Annotated in this window: 11 protein-coding genes and 4 tRNA genes; 9 read left to right on the plus strand and 6 right to left on the minus strand. The window is 40.8% G+C overall.

The window, feature by feature from the left end; genetic code table 11:
- Nucleotides 1–88: 88 nt before the first annotated feature.
- Both PAUR_RS12980 and PAUR_RS12985 read left to right on the plus strand, forming a co-directional pair.
- Entirely contained in the window at nt 89–781 is a 693-nt protein-coding gene (locus tag PAUR_RS12980) for a hypothetical protein (protein ID WP_192508136.1), read from the plus strand.
- A gap of 82 nt (nt 782–863) precedes the next feature.
- Entirely contained in the window at nt 864–2,876 is a 2,013-nt protein-coding gene (locus tag PAUR_RS12985) for a GAF domain-containing hybrid sensor histidine kinase/response regulator (RefSeq protein ID WP_192508137.1), read from the plus strand.
- A gap of 6 nt (nt 2,877–2,882) precedes the next feature.
- Here the strand turns inward: PAUR_RS12985 and PAUR_RS12990 are convergent, their stop codons facing one another.
- From PAUR_RS12990 to PAUR_RS13000, 3 genes are all read right to left on the minus strand, one after another.
- Nucleotides 2,883–3,602 carry an SIR2 family NAD-dependent protein deacylase gene (locus PAUR_RS12990; RefSeq protein WP_192508138.1) on the minus strand — a complete coding sequence of 240 codons (720 nt, stop codon included), beginning with the start codon at nt 3,600–3,602 and terminating at the stop codon, nt 2,883–2,885.
- Nucleotides 3,603–3,630: 28 nt separating this feature from the next.
- Nucleotides 3,631–4,083 carry a proteasome subunit alpha gene (locus PAUR_RS12995; RefSeq protein WP_192508139.1) on the minus strand — a complete coding sequence of 151 codons (453 nt, stop codon included), beginning with the start codon at nt 4,081–4,083 and terminating at the stop codon, nt 3,631–3,633.
- 167 nt (nt 4,084–4,250) lie between these two features.
- Nucleotides 4,251–5,144, minus strand: a complete 894-nt coding sequence (locus tag PAUR_RS13000) for a DMT family transporter (RefSeq protein ID WP_192508140.1) — start codon at nt 5,142–5,144, stop codon at nt 4,251–4,253.
- Nucleotides 5,145–5,594: 450 nt separating this feature from the next.
- On the opposite strand from PAUR_RS13000, the gene PAUR_RS13005 reads away from it, so the two are divergent.
- The 3 genes from PAUR_RS13005 to PAUR_RS13015 all read left to right on the plus strand — a co-directional run bounded on the left by PAUR_RS13005 (nt 5,595) and on the right by PAUR_RS13015 (nt 8,536).
- Nucleotides 5,595–7,220 carry a methyl-accepting chemotaxis protein gene (locus PAUR_RS13005; protein WP_192508141.1) on the plus strand — a complete coding sequence of 542 codons (1,626 nt, stop codon included), beginning with the start codon at nt 5,595–5,597 and terminating at the stop codon, nt 7,218–7,220.
- 234 nt (nt 7,221–7,454) lie between these two features.
- Nucleotides 7,455–7,751 carry a fasciclin domain-containing protein gene (locus PAUR_RS13010; protein WP_318782619.1) on the plus strand — a complete coding sequence of 99 codons (297 nt, stop codon included), beginning with the start codon at nt 7,455–7,457 and terminating at the stop codon, nt 7,749–7,751.
- A 194-nt stretch (nt 7,752–7,945) separates the two neighbouring features.
- Nucleotides 7,946–8,536: a porin family protein gene (locus tag PAUR_RS13015; RefSeq protein ID WP_192508143.1), complete on the plus strand. Its 591-nt coding sequence runs from the start codon at nt 7,946–7,948 to the stop codon at nt 8,534–8,536.
- 70 nt (nt 8,537–8,606) lie between these two features.
- Here PAUR_RS13015 and PAUR_RS13020 read toward each other — a convergent pair whose 3' ends face one another.
- The 3 genes from PAUR_RS13020 to PAUR_RS13030 form a co-directional block, all read right to left on the minus strand.
- Complete coding sequence (locus PAUR_RS13020; RefSeq protein WP_192508144.1) at nt 8,607–10,688, minus strand: tetratricopeptide repeat protein; 2,082 nt, start codon at nt 10,686–10,688, stop codon at nt 8,607–8,609.
- A 221-nt stretch (nt 10,689–10,909) separates the two neighbouring features.
- Nucleotides 10,910–12,919: an excinuclease ABC subunit UvrB gene (gene uvrB / locus PAUR_RS13025; protein WP_192508145.1), complete on the minus strand. Its 2,010-nt coding sequence runs from the start codon at nt 12,917–12,919 to the stop codon at nt 10,910–10,912.
- Nucleotides 12,916–14,295, minus strand: a complete 1,380-nt coding sequence (locus PAUR_RS13030) for an MATE family efflux transporter (protein WP_192508146.1) — start codon at nt 14,293–14,295, stop codon at nt 12,916–12,918. Before PAUR_RS13030 ends, uvrB begins: the two co-directional genes overlap by 4 nt.
- A gap of 1,008 nt (nt 14,296–15,303) precedes the next feature.
- Here PAUR_RS13030 and PAUR_RS13035 point away from each other — a divergent pair.
- The 4 genes from PAUR_RS13035 (at nt 15,304) to PAUR_RS13050 (ending at nt 15,668) form a co-directional block, all read left to right on the plus strand.
- Nucleotides 15,304–15,380: transfer RNA gene (locus tag PAUR_RS13035), tRNA-Asn, on the plus strand.
- Between the two features lie 19 nt (nt 15,381–15,399).
- A tRNA-Asn gene (locus PAUR_RS13040) sits at nt 15,400–15,476 on the plus strand.
- Between the two features lie 19 nt (nt 15,477–15,495).
- Nucleotides 15,496–15,572 (plus strand) — tRNA-Asn (locus PAUR_RS13045).
- Nucleotides 15,573–15,591: 19 nt separating this feature from the next.
- Nucleotides 15,592–15,668, plus strand: a tRNA-Asn gene (locus PAUR_RS13050).
- The last annotated feature ends 20 nt before the right edge of the window (nt 15,669–15,688 follow it).

Genomic DNA, 15,688 nt, shown 5'->3' on the forward strand with positions numbered 1-15,688 from the left:
TATGGGCGTTAAATTTTAGAGTTCAAGCCTTTTTCTTTGTCGTGCTTTCACATAGCATAAAGCGATTATTATTAAGAGGTAATATATTGTGGAACCCTGTATATCAGCATTGATTACACTGATAAAACAGCAAGACATTGCTGCTGTGTATGAACTATATGAGAATTCAAAAGAACCAGATAACATACTGCAATTGAAATTCATCTACCAAAGCGCACAACAAAACCCACAAGTTTATGGGTTTTATCAAGATTTATGTGAACAGCTAGCACAGCGTAAAGCTTTGCCTACTGGTTTAATAGCCGGAATTAACGACAGCGAACGGTTTAATTTTTTTACGCCATCGCTAAAGCATAATGGCGGCTTTTCGCAGAAAAACGCCCAAGGCAATACGGTACTGCATGTATTATTTGCTAACCCAAACAACATTCTACCGCCTTTTAATTACATCCGCTCATTGCTACTGTTTGAAAGTAATGAAGGGCTTATCCAAGCGCTGCAGCAGCGCAATCAACAGCAGCTCACTGCGATTGAGTGCTATTTTGCCTACAATCCGCACTTATCAGCGTTACCAAGGCATGAACTCTCGGCAATTTTGGCATTAATAGAAGCGCAAGCTCAGCTTATATCTCAGCAAAGCCAAGTTTTAGCCGCCATATGTAAACGACTCAAGCAGTGTAATAATGCCACAAAATTAGATAGTCAAAATCACCGAGTTTTGCTACTGGCTACGACCTATAATCTGACTACAAAAGAAGTACTGAGTTTATTAAGCGCATAAACTTTACCAATACACAGAAATTCGCTTTTTTAACACGCTTCGTTATACTGCCAAATGTTGTTGCTTAGGAAGGCGTATGCCCATGAATAAATTAAAACTCTTGCATTCAATTACTGCGGACCACACATTACCATTTGAGCAAAAAATCCAAGAGCTTTTGCAATTAGGGTGCCGCATCTTTAACTGTCAAATTGCGATTGTTAGCCAGATCCAGGCACAAACTTACTATGTTGAACATGTTCATACACCTGATAACAGCTTACCTGTCGGTGCGCAATTCCCGCTGGGCGAAACATACTGCTGTCATACCTTAGCAGCCAACTCGTCTTTGGCATTTGATCATGCCAGTGACAGCCACATTGCAACCCACCCTTGCTATCTAAATTTTGGTCTCGAAAGCTATATTGGCGCCCCCTTATTAGTGCAAGGTAATCGCTATGGTACAGTAAACTTTTCATCACCTGATATTCATAAAGGTCAATTTACACAAGACGATCATGACTTTGTATGGCTATTATCACAGTGGATTGGTAATGAAATAACACGTAACCAATCGCTTTTGCTCATGAAGCAAAACCAGGAAATTCAGCATGCAATGGGTGAACTTGCCATCATTGGTGGTTGGCAAGTCAATTTGCTCAATAATACGGTGATATGGACTGACACAACTCGAGCAATCCACGAAGTATCGGATGACTTTCAACCGACTTTAGAAACTGCGATTCAATTCTATCAAGAAGAGGACCGCGACACGGTAACAAGTTTAGTCAATACCGCGATTGAAACCGGCGCTCCATGGAAAGCGGAGTTTTTATTAAATACCGCCACTGGGAATCAAGTCTGGGTAGAAACACAAGGTAAAGCGGTATTTGAGAATGACCAGTGCATTCGATTATATGGTGCAATTCAGAATGTTGATGAGCGGGTAAAAACCCGAATTGCGTTAACTGAACAAAAAGATCTTGCCGAAAGAATGTTACAAACTCGCAGCTTATTTCTTGCCAATGTCAGTCACGAACTCCGTACGCCAATGAACGGGATTGTTGGCATGCTGCAACTGCTAGAGCAATCAACATTAGATGATACTCAAAAAAATATGGTCGACGTGGCAAACCGCAGTACACAATCTCTCACCCGCTTGTTAAATGACTTTTTAGATTTCTCTAAAATTGACGCGGGTATGCTATCGTTAGAACAAACCGAGTTTGAACTACATCATTTAATTAACGGGCTCAAATTAGCTTATCAAACTCAGTGTAATGAAAAAGGCATCGGCCTTGATTTTAACTTATCAAATTTAAAACATCAGTATCTGGTCGGTGATCCTGTTCGCGTAAAGCAAGTGCTGCAAAACTTAATTAGTAATGCGATTAAATTCACAGCACAAGGTCATATCACAGTCACATTATGCAGCGTAGAGCATGATGGAAAATGCATTATCAATGGTCAAGTCTCCGATTCAGGCATTGGCATGAGTGACACAGTACAAAGTTCGCTGTTCTCTCCTTTTTCACAAGCAGATCAAAGCACGACGCGTCAGTATGGTGGTACCGGTTTAGGGCTATCAATTGTCAAGCGCTTGTGTGAACTCATGTCTGGCAGCATTAGTGTCACCAGCGAGTTTGGCATCGGCAGTGTCTTTAGCTTTACACTGGTTCTGGGAATTGGTGAAGCGCCTGACTTAACGTCTCAGCAAGCTCGAAATCAACAAGACATCCCGACTGATTTCAAAATATTAGTAGTAGAAGATAACGCTGTAAATCGCATTGTTCTCGCTCAGATTTTGAAAAAGTGGCAACTCCAGTACGACTTTGCATTTGACGGAGAACAAGCATTAGCGAGGCTTGAGCAAGCATCCGACACACCTTACGACGTTATTCTTATGGATTGCCAAATGCCCAACATGGATGGATATCAAGCTACACAAGCGATACGTCAACGCTCTAGTGATGACCGGAACAGTCATATTATTGCGTTAACCGCGAACGCCATGAGTGGAGAAGCTAAAAAATGCTTAGCTGCTGGCATGGATGACTACCTCGCGAAGCCAATAGACATTAAAGCGCTTCATAAAGCCATTTGCAAAGCGTTGTAACCAGGGTCATTTTATATATTCTATATAGCGTTGTGCAGTCATACGATGAACCGTAACATTATGATAAAGTATATGCGCGGGATCAGGGTCGACAATTTCTACCGGTATCGACTTTTCCCGTGCAATATCTAACGCCATTTGCGTAATGTTGACGCTGAACGATGTCCCCATAAAAACGATTCTATCCGCATTTAACATGCGCTCTTGGGCGACATTAATTTGATAAAGGTCGGTGTAGTATTCATCAAACAAAAGTACATACGGCTTCAAAGACTCATTTAATTGTGGGCCATTTTTACCGATTCTAAACAAAGATAATAAAGAGTCACTTAAGTGCGCTTCATCTATTTCCGCCCATGGTGCAAGAGTACGACTTACCTTATCACCTTGAGAGTGGAATACCGTCACTTCATCAATTCTACCATGGATACTAATATAGTTTTCATTACCCGCTTTACCATCCAGTCCATCGATATTTTGTGTTATTAATTGCTTATCAGCCAACCACCGATGAACGTCATTAGGTCCGTGATTTCGATAGCACACAAAGCGATGATAATACCAGGTCAGAAACTCTAGCGGATGTTCGATATACATTGAGCGTGTGGCCATTTCTTGTGGGGTATAGTTTTTGCTGCCAATAGTCCAAAAACCTTCATCTCCCCTAAATGTGGGAATACCACTTTGAGCACTTACGCCCGCTCCGGTAATATATAATGTTGCCATAAAATCAAACCATTGATAATTAGAAACTTTATGTTAGACCTTGCTCAATCGCAATACAATCATTGACATGAAACGATTGCAACTGACCACCGGTCGATTTATCTCTCGTACACGCGTAACTCAAGGCATCTATGGCATTTTTGCCAAAATCCATTGCGGCAATAGCCCACTTAGCGCCAGATCCAATCGCCCAACTTTGCTCTAAAGGTTCAAGATATTTAAAGCCACGCCTAACTTCACCAAAAAACACCTTATTCTCTTGATCAACCATTAAAAACTCGCAGGTGATCGGTTTGAATTCCCCGGTGTACCAGCATTCTTTTAAGTGGTATATCTCCGCACAATTGCCGGTCGCAAAGACGCGCCCTTGTGCAACATCAAAAAATTTTTGCGCTCGCGCAGTCACAATACAATCATGTGTAGTCGTATAGCTATCGGTACATATAGTCTGACTTGGGTAATGAAAAGCAATTGTCGTCAAAAGTGGCTCCATCCTAGTAAAAATTATTATCCACACCTGAATTCTGCACATAATGATTGATTCTATACAGCACAATACGTATGAGAAGGGCATGGTTGCCCTTTCATTTACCATACCCTGCATGAATAAAGCCTGACTTATTCTCATAACCGTATGACATAACGATATTAATCCGCACACTTTGCTTTACCAACTAACCATTGATCGCCAAAAATAAACAAGGCTAAACTCAATAACACGGTCACGGCCCCCACAATCAAGGTCACTGTAATCGTTTCATTATTAAGCCATGCCCCCAAGCCAACAGCAAAAGCGGGTGTGATCAAGGTGGATAATGCGACGGTGCTTGCTGAGAGTTTTTGTAACACATGGAAATAGGCCAAAAACCCCAATAAAGACCCAAATATACCCAAATATACCGTTGCCCACATCGACCGCTCGCTCCATATCTCAGGGTTAAATTCACCATCAATCAAATACCAGAAAAGCGCAAACAGCGGTGTAACAAATACCAATGCGCCAAACGTGGTTGCCATAGGGTGAATTGCTAATTTTACTCTTTTGATCATAACGCCACTTAAACTAAAGCTACACACCGCACAGAATACGTAAAGCAGCCCTTTTGGTGGTAAATTCAGTGTCTGAATTTGCGCCGCGCAAATTAAATATAAGCCAATCAAAGATAACCCTAACGACACAAATTTAATGGCTGTAAAACGTGCTTCACCTAACAGCCGTTGAGCCAATAAACCAGAGATAATAGGCGCCATACCAAAAATGAGAGAAATCACTCCGGATGGCACTGTTTGTGCAGCCATATAGCTCATCAGCATGCCACCAAAAATACCCAGCGCTGAATACGTATATAAAGTACAAGCCCGTTTATGCCAAGGCACTCTAATATTGCTCAGTGAGACAACAAATGCCGCCAAAACCAGCGCGATGCTCATGCGAATAAAAACACTTAGCGTGGGCGGCATAGACTCACTACTCCACACTATCCCCAATGGGGTTGTTGACCAAATAAAAATAACAAACATGTATGATGCCTGAACGGGCATAATGCCATTCCTTTAAATAAGGACGATAAAAGTGGTGGGAGAAAAACTAAGATTACTAACCGCTTCTATCATCGCGGTTAGTCGAAACGTTAACCGCAGCGCATGCACGACAGCGTGGCACACAGAAGTTGCCAAGGTCGATTAATCATTGCTGAGGTTAGTATATTCATTGTATCTATCTGAAAATATTAATGAACAACCTTTTTATCAAAACTGAGTAATAAGTCAACAATAAAGTGATGATTATTTTGCACTCACCTTAGCCTGCGCATGACACCATCGATACACTGATATACGCAATAAAGACACCACGGTTAAAGATTGAGCCTGTACTTTCGTATTTTTCGATGAATGCTACGACACCAACTTTTGCATTAACTGATTTTAAATTAGACAAACTTCACGATGTCATCAACACTTGATGGTGACTGATTGATGAAGTAGGTTGTTATGAATATCAGATACAAAATTACCCTTCCTGTTGTCTGTGCAATGGCACTGGTTTTAACATGCAGTATTTTTAGTATTGTTCGATTGGAACTTTTAATTCATCAATATCAAGACTTATTTCACCAAGATATTCACCGCTTAAACCACATTGCCAGCATTGAATCTACATTCAAAAGCCAGGTCCAAGCTTGGAAGAACGTGCTTATTCGCAATGAAGAAAAATATTGGCAGCGCTTTAATGAGCATCACAATGAGGTTCAAAACAGCTTAACAAACACTATCCGCCAGCTTGGCGGCACAGGGAGCTCACACGCCTCCACACTAAAGAGCATACAACAACAACACGCTCAGCTCCTCTCTAAATATCAGCAAGGTCATGCACATTTACAAACAACTAACAACCTTGTTCAAGCAGATACACTCGTCCGAGGTATAGACCGAGATTTAGCCAAATTATTACAAACAACACGCCTCAATGTACAAAGCGCCTCTGATGCACACCTTGTATTAATCAATAAACAGCAAACTTTAGTCATGACCGTGTACCCCATTATTGCCTTAATCATTTCTATCGTCGTCATCGTAGTAATGTTGCAACTGATTAAAAAAACAATTATTCGGCCTCTGCGTGGCTTGATCTCCAACACCATTTTAATCTCTGAAGGAAAATATGATTTAGCCATGGCGTATCCGTACAAAGATGAACTGGGAGATTTATCTAATGCCATCGTCGATATAAAAACACATATTGTTGAAGCGGTCTCTAACATCACCGTAGTAAAAGGTGAAGTTGAAGAAGCTTTTAGCGAAATTGATAATGTAAGCGAACAAATTTCGAAAGGCTCACATGACCAAGCACGCTGCAGTACTGATATGGAAAATACCATTGCCGGTTTAGCCGAAATTGCAGAACAATTACAACAACATAGCCAAATGGCGCTTGGTTCCACCAACACGGTTACTAATCAAGCAACTCAGTGTGCTGACATTGTAGATAATTCTGCAAATAGTATGAAAATACTGGTCTCAGAAGTAGAAAAAACCTCAGCTGTGATCCAAGACTTAGAACAGCAAGCTGGCAGTGTTAGTTCGGTATTAGACGTGATCAGTAGTATTGCAGAACAAACTAACTTACTGGCCCTCAACGCTGCTATTGAAGCAGCGAGAGCTGGGGAAGCGGGTAGAGGTTTTGCCGTGGTTGCTGATGAAGTCAGAAGCTTGGCATCAAAAACACAACAATCAACATTAAGTATTACGTCTGTGATCAACAACCTGCAAAGCGCAGCACAAAATGCAGTCAGTGCCATGCAAGAAGAAATTTCGATCACCACCAAAAATGCAGAGCAAACCTCTCTCGCGCAACAATCATTGAGAGAAATTATTCAAGAAATGGAGCAAATGACACATCTCAATAACCAAGTCGCACACGCTGCAGAACAACAATCGAACATCACTGAATCATTACAACACACTTTACTTCAACTTCAGCAAATCTCTGAAAACTATAAGCAGTTAGCACAAAGCGATAAGGTCAGTAAAACCGTTGCTAATGCCAATCATGATCTCAATATAATGGTAGAGAAATTACGAGGAAATCTCGCCCATCAAGAGGCTGAGCTATTTTAGTGCGTTTATAAATCAGTCAAAATATTGTTCGTTTAGTTATTAACTTGAAGAAACGGAACATTTACAGGACTAATGCACACCTTATCTATGCCATTTACTACATCGATTTTAATGAGCTGTAACAGCGATAATGATCGCAATGCAGCTACCCGTGTGAGTCAATCAAGACATCAACTATTGTTGATCTCGAAAAAAAATGCAGATAGCTATAATACACCGATTGCAACTCTTTAAATCACGAATCTTAACAGCACCTTGGCAAACCCTGAGAAAAAATTCACCGTATTTGCCCTCACTGATACAGCATTTGCAGGCCTAGGGCAAGACCCCATTGCTGCTGTACTGGCAGATACGGACAAGCTCAGCAGCATTTTGACCTATCATGTCGTGTCAGGAGAAGTTGATGCCGCCGCCGCAATGAACTTAACTGGCACACTCGTCGAAACAGTCTCTAACATCACAAACCAGGATATTTATGCCTCCAACGGCGTAATACACTTTATAGATACTGTTATCACTGATACTCAGTAAAAAGTGCGTTAACCCTTTCCTTTGCTGCACTCAGGCTCACAGCTAGGGGGGCTGACACACTTAAAAGCATGTTATTTAATCACTCTTTTACAGATTTTCACACTCTCCCTACATCAACTAACACGCTTCCAACAGACTCTCACAGTAGAACTTTATAACATAAGTACCAAGTTAAACATTCAGGAACGGAAACGATGAAAACACTCTCTTTAATCTCACTATTAACCGCTTTGGCTTTTAACACTCAAGCAGCTCAAAATGATGAACAACATCGTGTTGGGATACAAGTTTCTGGCGGTGGTGCATCCTATAAAAGCTCTAGCCAAGACGGTGATGGAGTAGGACAAGTATATGCTTATTATAATTACCAACTAGACTCAACGTGGGCGCTTGAGGCTGGTATCAGTACAGGCTCTGAAGCCGATGATTGGACGTGTAAAGAGCTTACCAATAGTAAATTTGTCTGCGACCGTAATGATGAATTGTTGTTTGATCTCAATGCCAACAAAGTAGATTACTCGAACTTTGTTGCAGCTGGTAAAGGTCAATATCAACTAACCGAGAACAATTATATTTACGGAAAATTAGGCGCTCAGTTTTATAACTATGAAATCGCCAGAGGTAATAATAAACTCGTTGATGAAGATGGCGTAGGGCTATTTGCTGAGGCCGGTTGGCAATATGACTGGGACAATGGCGTCGCCGTAAATGTCGCTTGGCAATACATTGACATGGGTGATTTAGATGTAAACACTCTAGGTGCCGGCATCAGTTATCGATTCTAATTTAACGATATGCATAAAGAAACGCCCACTGGCGTTTCTTTATCACCTCAATACCAAATAATAAAATAGCTTATTTGGGTAACAATACAACAAATTTAACACCACCAAGTTCACTATGCTCAGCATAAATACGACCGTCATGGGCAAGGACTATTTGCTGGCAAATTGATAACCCAAGACCTGATCCCCCCAAATCTCGACTCCTTGACTCTTCACAGCGGTACAGCCGTTCAAATACTCGGACCAAGTCTTCATCGCTTAAACCTGGCGCTGAATCCTCAACCGTTATTCTGATCCCACTATGATTTTCATACATTGCCAAACGAGTTTCGCCACCTTTATTCGTATACGCCAAACTATTATTTAACAAATTAATAATGACCTGTTTAATACGTTCTGCGTCGACCCCAATTGTGACATTATCTTGGCTGTTCACAGCCAGCCCTTGAGGTTTTTCATTAAAACGAGGGATAAAGTCTTGATGAACATCTTCAATAAGCTCATTGATTGAAAATACATCTTTATCTAGCCGTAGCGTATTATTGTCATACTGTGCAGAACGGTATATATCCGCTATCAAGTTATCCAATTGCGAAATTTTACTATGCACTTTGATATACGCACGCTCAATGTTCGGTTCTAAGTTAAACTGCAATACTTCAATAGAGAGTTTTAATGCCGTTAAAGGTGTTCTTAGCTCATGAGACACATCGGCTAATAGTCGGTTTTTTTGCTCTAAATTATCAGCTAATAATTTAGCTTTAACATCAAACAAACGCTGTTTTTGTTTTTGTCGCGTAAAAATAAGGCAGAGTACGCCAAACAATAACAAAAGCAGTAAAATAACAATCCCGCGCTGTAACTCTAAATTTGCCAGACTTGCTTTTTGCAGTGCTTGCTCTTTTTGTAAAATTGACAATTCCTGATCTTGGCGAATGACCTCAACACTTTTTTTCATCCGCTCAGTTTGCTGTTTATCTAGATGTTCAAAAAGCTGCTGCTGAACCTCTTGGTAATCTTTGTGGCTTTTAATCGCACGCACCAGTTCATTTTGTTTTTCATACAACTCAGCTTGTAACTTATATAACTGACTCTGATAAATACGACTGATACCGGGTAGTGCCAGCATTTCTGCTATTTGAGTGAGTGCATTACTGCTTTGCTTTTGTGCAATCGCGATTTCAATAAGTATCATTCGTACCGAGCGCTCTGTCCTTTTTGCCTGCGCAGAGAGAGCCAGCTCAAGTGCTTCATTAGCTGACGCTTTCGCTTGAGGCAATTCCCCCATCGCCATGTAAATACTGGCTAATATACTCAGCTGCCAACTTATATCACTTGGTACATTCAGTTTACGCACCAATGCTAAACCCTGTTCGACGTGTGACTTTGCCACATCCAACTTATTGAGCGCCATATTGACTTGAGCAAGTTTGCTATAACTATTGGCGATATGAATGGGGTTACCTAAAGATTGATCAACCACTAAAGCTTGGCTAAAATGAGACAATGCCAACGGCAATTTATTTAAATCCCTGTAAATTTCTCCAATATTATATAATGAGTCTGAAATACCCTGTTGGTTACCCAACTGCTGTTGCAGCCTTAATGATTGTTCATGATGCTCAAGAGATAATGCTAGATTTCCAATGTAATCATAAATCACCCCTATTTGATTATGGAAACTGGCTTGCTTTAATTTATTGCGTAATTCATTTGCCATATCTAAAGCACGTGACGTATAACTTAATGCTTGTTGGTAGTCCGCTTGATAACGATATATCCTACCCAAATTAGCAAATAAATCGGCTTTTAATTCTGGCTCATCTTTATTCTCAATAAGTGCCATCGCTTCCGTTAAATACGCTAGGCTTTGTTGCGAGTTACTCGTAGATTGATTCACAACCGCTAATAAAAACGCCGTTTTAGCACGAAATAAAGGATAGTTTTCGGCATCATATTTTGCGTAAAGAACGAGCCCATTCGCTTTTGCTTCATCTAATAAACCCAACTTAATTTGTGCTGAAATCTCTATATTTTTATATGAAAACCAAACCTCTTGATTGATTGGTAAAGACGAGTTATTCAGTGAGTGGAGCTTAGTTGAAACTTCTTTTAAAGCAGCGGTGGGGTTATGTGCCAGTAAATTTTGCATGCTTTTTAATTCTTGCACACATAAAGCGGCGCTACTCATGCAAAGTAACGCACCGATTATCATGTACTGAAATAAAAAGCTAAGTCTCATATGAAGGTAATATACTGCATGTAGATTATTAATCTTTGCAAATTACAAAGTCCAAGTAAAGGTTAGACTGTAATCATGGAGTAAGTATGAATATACCCAATTAATAGTCATAACATGTACTACCTCAATGACTAAACGCGCATTAATTGCTGTTGCAACTCATGAATTTCATCTCGAACTCGGGCCGCTTTTTCAAACTCAAGCTCACGCGCATGATGCATCATTTGTGTTTCCAGTTCACTAATATTATGTGCAAGCTGCGTCGCATTCAAAGTGCCACCTGAACGATTTTCATCGTGCGTTGCCGAGCTTACAGATGACTGATCCGTTATCTCCTCTCCCACATCCATCACATCAATGATCTTTTTCACTAGCCCCTGTGGCTCAATGCCATGCTTTTCGTTATAGGCTTGCTGTATTTCACGGCGGCGCTCAGTTTCATCAATAGCTTTTCGCATTGACTTGGTGACTTTATCTCCATAGAGGATTGCTTTTCCATTTAGATGGCGAGCTGCACGGCCTATTGTTTGAATTAAGGCCCGTGCCGAGCGTAAGAAACCTTCTTTATCAGCATCAAGTATCGCTACAAGAGAAACCTCTGGCATATCTAGGCCTTCTCTTAGCAGATTGATGCCAACCAACACATCAAACACCCCTTTACGCAAGTCTCGGATGATCTCCATTCGTTCAACCGTGTCTATATCTGAATGTAAATAACGCACTTTTACATCGTGGTCGCTTAAGTAATCGGTTAAATCTTCAGACATACGTTTGGTTAATGTGGTCACCAATACACGCTCTTGCTTTGCGACTCGTATATAAATTTCCGACAATAAGTCATCCACCTGTGTACCAACAGGGCGTACTTCAAGCAGCGGATCTAATAGCCCCGTAGGTCTGATAACTTGCTCTGCGACATCGCCATTAGAGCGTTCTAATTCAAAGTCACCTGGGGTCGCCGACACATAAATCGTTTGTGGTGCAATTGATTCAAATTCATCAAACTTTAATGGCCTATTGTCCATTGCCGAAGGCAATCTAAATCCATACTCAACCAGATTTTCTTTGCGGCTTCTATCCCCCTTATACATCGCGCCAATTTGAGATACTGTCACGTGAGACTCATCAATGATCATTAACGCATTGTCTGGCAAGTAATCAAGTAAAGTAGGAGGTGCCTCACCTGGGTTTCTGCCTGAAAGATAACGGCTATAGTTTTCAATGCCAGAGCAATACCCAAGCTCGGTCATCATTTCAATATCATATTGCGTACGTTGAGCCACACGTTGCTCTTCCACTAACTTATGGTTAGATATTAATTGCTCTCGCCGTATTTTCAATTCATCTTTGATGTTGTCTATCGCCCCAAGGATTTTCTCTCTTGGTGTAACATAGTGAGTTTTTGGGTAAATAGTAGCTCTAACGAGATGCTTCTCAACAGCGCCAGTAAGGGGATCGAAAATACTTAAACGTTCAATTTCATCGTCAAACATCTCAACCCGCACCGCATATGTATCTGACTCTGCGGGGAAAATATCAATCACCTCCCCGCGAACTCGGTACGTGCCTCGACTAAAGTCGATATCATTACGTGTATATTGTAATTCAGCCAAGCGTCTTAACATATCGCGCTGGTTGATACTTTCACCTACTTTTAACAACAGCATCATTTTCATATATGAGTCAGGATCTCCCAAGCCATATATCGCAGACACGGAAGCAACAATGATTGTATCTCTGCGCTCTAGTAATGCTTTAGTCGCTGATAAGCGCATTTGTTCAATATGTTCATTTATCGAGGCATCTTTTTCAATAAAAGTATCGCTGGCGACAACATACGCTTCCGGCTGATAATAGTCGTAATACGAGACAAAGTATTCGACGGAATTTTTGGGGAAAAACTCTTTCATCTCGCCGTACAACTGAGCCGCTAGAGTTTTATTATGCGCCATGATAATAGTTGGCCGATTCAAATTGCTAATAATGTTGGCCATCGTAAAAGTTTTACCCGTCCCTGTTGCTCCTAACAAAGTTTGGTGTGCCAGTCCAGATTCCAACCCCTCACATAATTGGGCTATTGCACTTGGTTGGTCGCCATTTGGGGTGAACTCAGATACCAATTCAAACACGTCATCACTCATGATGTTGACCTCTCTATAGATGCTCGATGCATACGCTCCAGACTGCGACAGAACCACTGATAAGACACGATAGCAGTCAATAAGTTACCAAACGCAGCGCCAATAAATAACCCTTGTAGCCCCCAAAAGTGCGAACCAACAAATGCCAATGGTACATAAAAAACAAACAAACGAACAACACTCAACACCAGTGCATTCATCGGTTTATGCAACGCGTTCAAAGACGAGTTCGTCAATATAATAACCCCCTGAAATCCATAGCTCAGAGGCAAAATATAAATAAACAGCTCAATTACACGGATAACTTCAGGGTCATTACCAAAAGTGCGACTAATTAAGCTAGAGCTCGCCAATAGCACGGCATAAATTGCAAACTGAAAATACATCACAAATTTTAAACTGCTTTTATATGCTTGTTTAACTCTATCGAAGTTTTGTGCGCCATAATTTTGGCTAACAAAAGGCGGAAGTGTCATCGACAACGCTAACACAACTAAGCTCGCTATAGACTCTATACGACTACCAACACCAAACGCAGCAACCGCTTGGGGACCATACGACGCAACGATAGCTGTCATTACTGCCATCGCTATGGGCGTCAACATATTTGCACCAGCTGCGGGGAAACCTATTTTAAGAATTTTCTTACTCGCACTTAGCACTCCCTGTTGACCTGGATTCACACTGAGGAGACGCTTTTTGACAGCCAATAGATATAAAATAATACCTACCGCGACAGACCATGCTATAACACTCGCAATCGCAGCGCCTTTAATACCGAGTTCAGGAAAAGGCCCTACCCCAAAAATTAAAAGAGGGTCTAATATTGCGTTTATTAGTCCTGCGAGCCCCATAATGTAGCTCGGTGTTTTTGTATCACCACTGGCCCTAAGCACCGAGTTACCAATCATGGGCGTTATTAAAAATACGCTGCCTAAAAACCAAATCGAAATGTAGTCATAAATGTAAGGCATGACATCTTGGTTTGCACCTAAGCGAGAAAATATTGGTTCAATTAACAAAAAACCAATCAATGATAATAAAAAAACAAATACAGCTGACATAAGCAGTGCAACCGTTGCATCAAACCTCGCTTCTTCTATATTGCCGCTCCCCAGGGCTTTTGCAATAACGGCTGACGTGCCGATGCCGAGCCCGATTGCTAAGCTAATAACAGTAAAAGTAACGGGGAATGTAAAACTCACTGCAGCTAATTGCTCGGTCCCCAACATACTTATAAAAAAAGTATCAACTAGGTTGAACATCATCAGCGTGATCATGCCGAATATCATGGGGATGGTCATTCTCTTTAAAGTTCGTGGGATTGACCCTTCAAGAATGTCATTTACTTTGTCTGACTGCTGCACAGATGCCATACGTTTTAAGCCTCTCTTATTAAGCCAAGTATTCTAGATCATCCCCTCTTCTAAACCCAGACAATAAGCCGAATAATTACTTTATTGCCTAAAAAAACGCAAGGATCAGCTTTTCAGTGCTATTTTGCATGGAATAAGCTCTAAAAGTAGCGCTAAAGCCTTTAGATGACAATTTGCTTACAATTTCGACAAATAACGGTATTTTTTTTGCACAGAAAAATCTTCGTATGGTCACAAAAGGTTCATTCATGGCAAATAATCTTTCTTTTCCTTGGCATATATTTAAAGCATTGATAAATAACAATAAAAATAATTTATAAAAACTTATTGAAATGTCTACAAGGCCCTATATTCATGGCTTTGACACACTTCTTAAATATTAATAAACAATGTTATCCACAGATTCTGTGGGTAACTCTATAAACACCAATAAAATAAGGCCCTACGGCACGATCAAATATTCACCTGTACTTCGCCTTGCTTGATCTTTATACATACGTTTGTTGATCTCGACCTGCCAAACAATTTTTTTATGCTATGTGGGCACACCTTACTTTCATTTCACTCTACACAAAAAAATTATAACCATCTGTTTTGTTAGTAGAAAAAAAAATAGCTAGATAGAACTACTGAAAATGATTCATCAATCAGCACAAATCACCTGACATATTCCTATAGTATGCAAAGTTTTGTCTATCAAAATGTGAGATCTTAAGAAATAGATCGCTATAGTAAGTATAAGATCTTATTTAATTTTGTAAAAACAGAGCTTTTGTTTAAAAAAAAGACTTAACGCTTAAAATTTGTCACTTTCGTATCCCCTTGTCGCGACTTGCTTTGTGTTCAATTTATAAAAAACTAAAAGTCTCTGGCGCAAATTCGCCATAAAAACCATCAAATCGAGTATAAATCCACCGAACAACACAGTTTTTTGATTTTCTCGCATTTTATTAGTTGACACCTTGCACGTGTGTCATTAATATTTCGCCCCGTTGAGAGATACACGCTTCCCCCTTAGCTCAGTTGGTTAGAGCGACGGACTGTTAATCCGCAGGTCCCCCGTTCGAGTCGGGGAGGGGGAGCCAAATTTCTTAATATAACGATTCCCCCTTAGCTCAGTTGGTTAGAGCGACGGACTGTTAATCCGCAGGTCCCCCGTTCGAGTCGGGGAGGGGGAGCCAAATTTCTTAATATAACGATTCCCCCTTAGCTCAGTTGGTTAGAGCGACGGACTGTTAATCCGCAGGTCCCCCGTTCGAGTCGGGGAGGGGGAGCCAAATTTCTTAATATAACGATTCCCCCTTAGCTCAGTTGGTTAGAGCGACGGACTGTTAATCCGCAGGTCCCCCGTTCGAGTCGGGGAGGGGGAGCCAAATCGTTATGTGATAATTGT

This window comes from Pseudoalteromonas aurantia 208, assembly GCF_014858725.1.
Classification (GTDB): domain Bacteria; phylum Pseudomonadota; class Gammaproteobacteria; order Enterobacterales; family Alteromonadaceae; genus Pseudoalteromonas; species Pseudoalteromonas aurantia.

Coding starts and splice junctions, on each gene's coding strand:
- uvrB (WP_192508145.1), bottom strand. CDS start 12,919: ATGAGTGATGACGTGTTTGAATTGGTATCTGAGTTCACCCCAAATGGC.
- PAUR_RS13015 (WP_192508143.1), top strand. CDS start 7,946: ATGAAAACACTCTCTTTAATCTCACTATTAACCGCTTTGGCTTTTAAC.
- PAUR_RS12990 (WP_192508138.1), bottom strand. CDS start 3,602: ATGGCAACATTATATATTACCGGAGCGGGCGTAAGTGCTCAAAGTGGT.
- PAUR_RS13000 (WP_192508140.1), bottom strand. CDS start 5,144: ATGCCCGTTCAGGCATCATACATGTTTGTTATTTTTATTTGGTCAACA.
- PAUR_RS13005 (WP_192508141.1), top strand. CDS start 5,595: ATGAATATCAGATACAAAATTACCCTTCCTGTTGTCTGTGCAATGGCA.
- PAUR_RS12985 (WP_192508137.1), top strand. CDS start 864: ATGAATAAATTAAAACTCTTGCATTCAATTACTGCGGACCACACATTA.
- PAUR_RS13020 (WP_192508144.1), bottom strand. CDS start 10,688: ATGCAAAATTTACTGGCACATAACCCCACCGCTGCTTTAAAAGAAGTT.
- PAUR_RS13030 (WP_192508146.1), bottom strand. CDS start 14,295: ATGGCATCTGTGCAGCAGTCAGACAAAGTAAATGACATTCTTGAAGGG.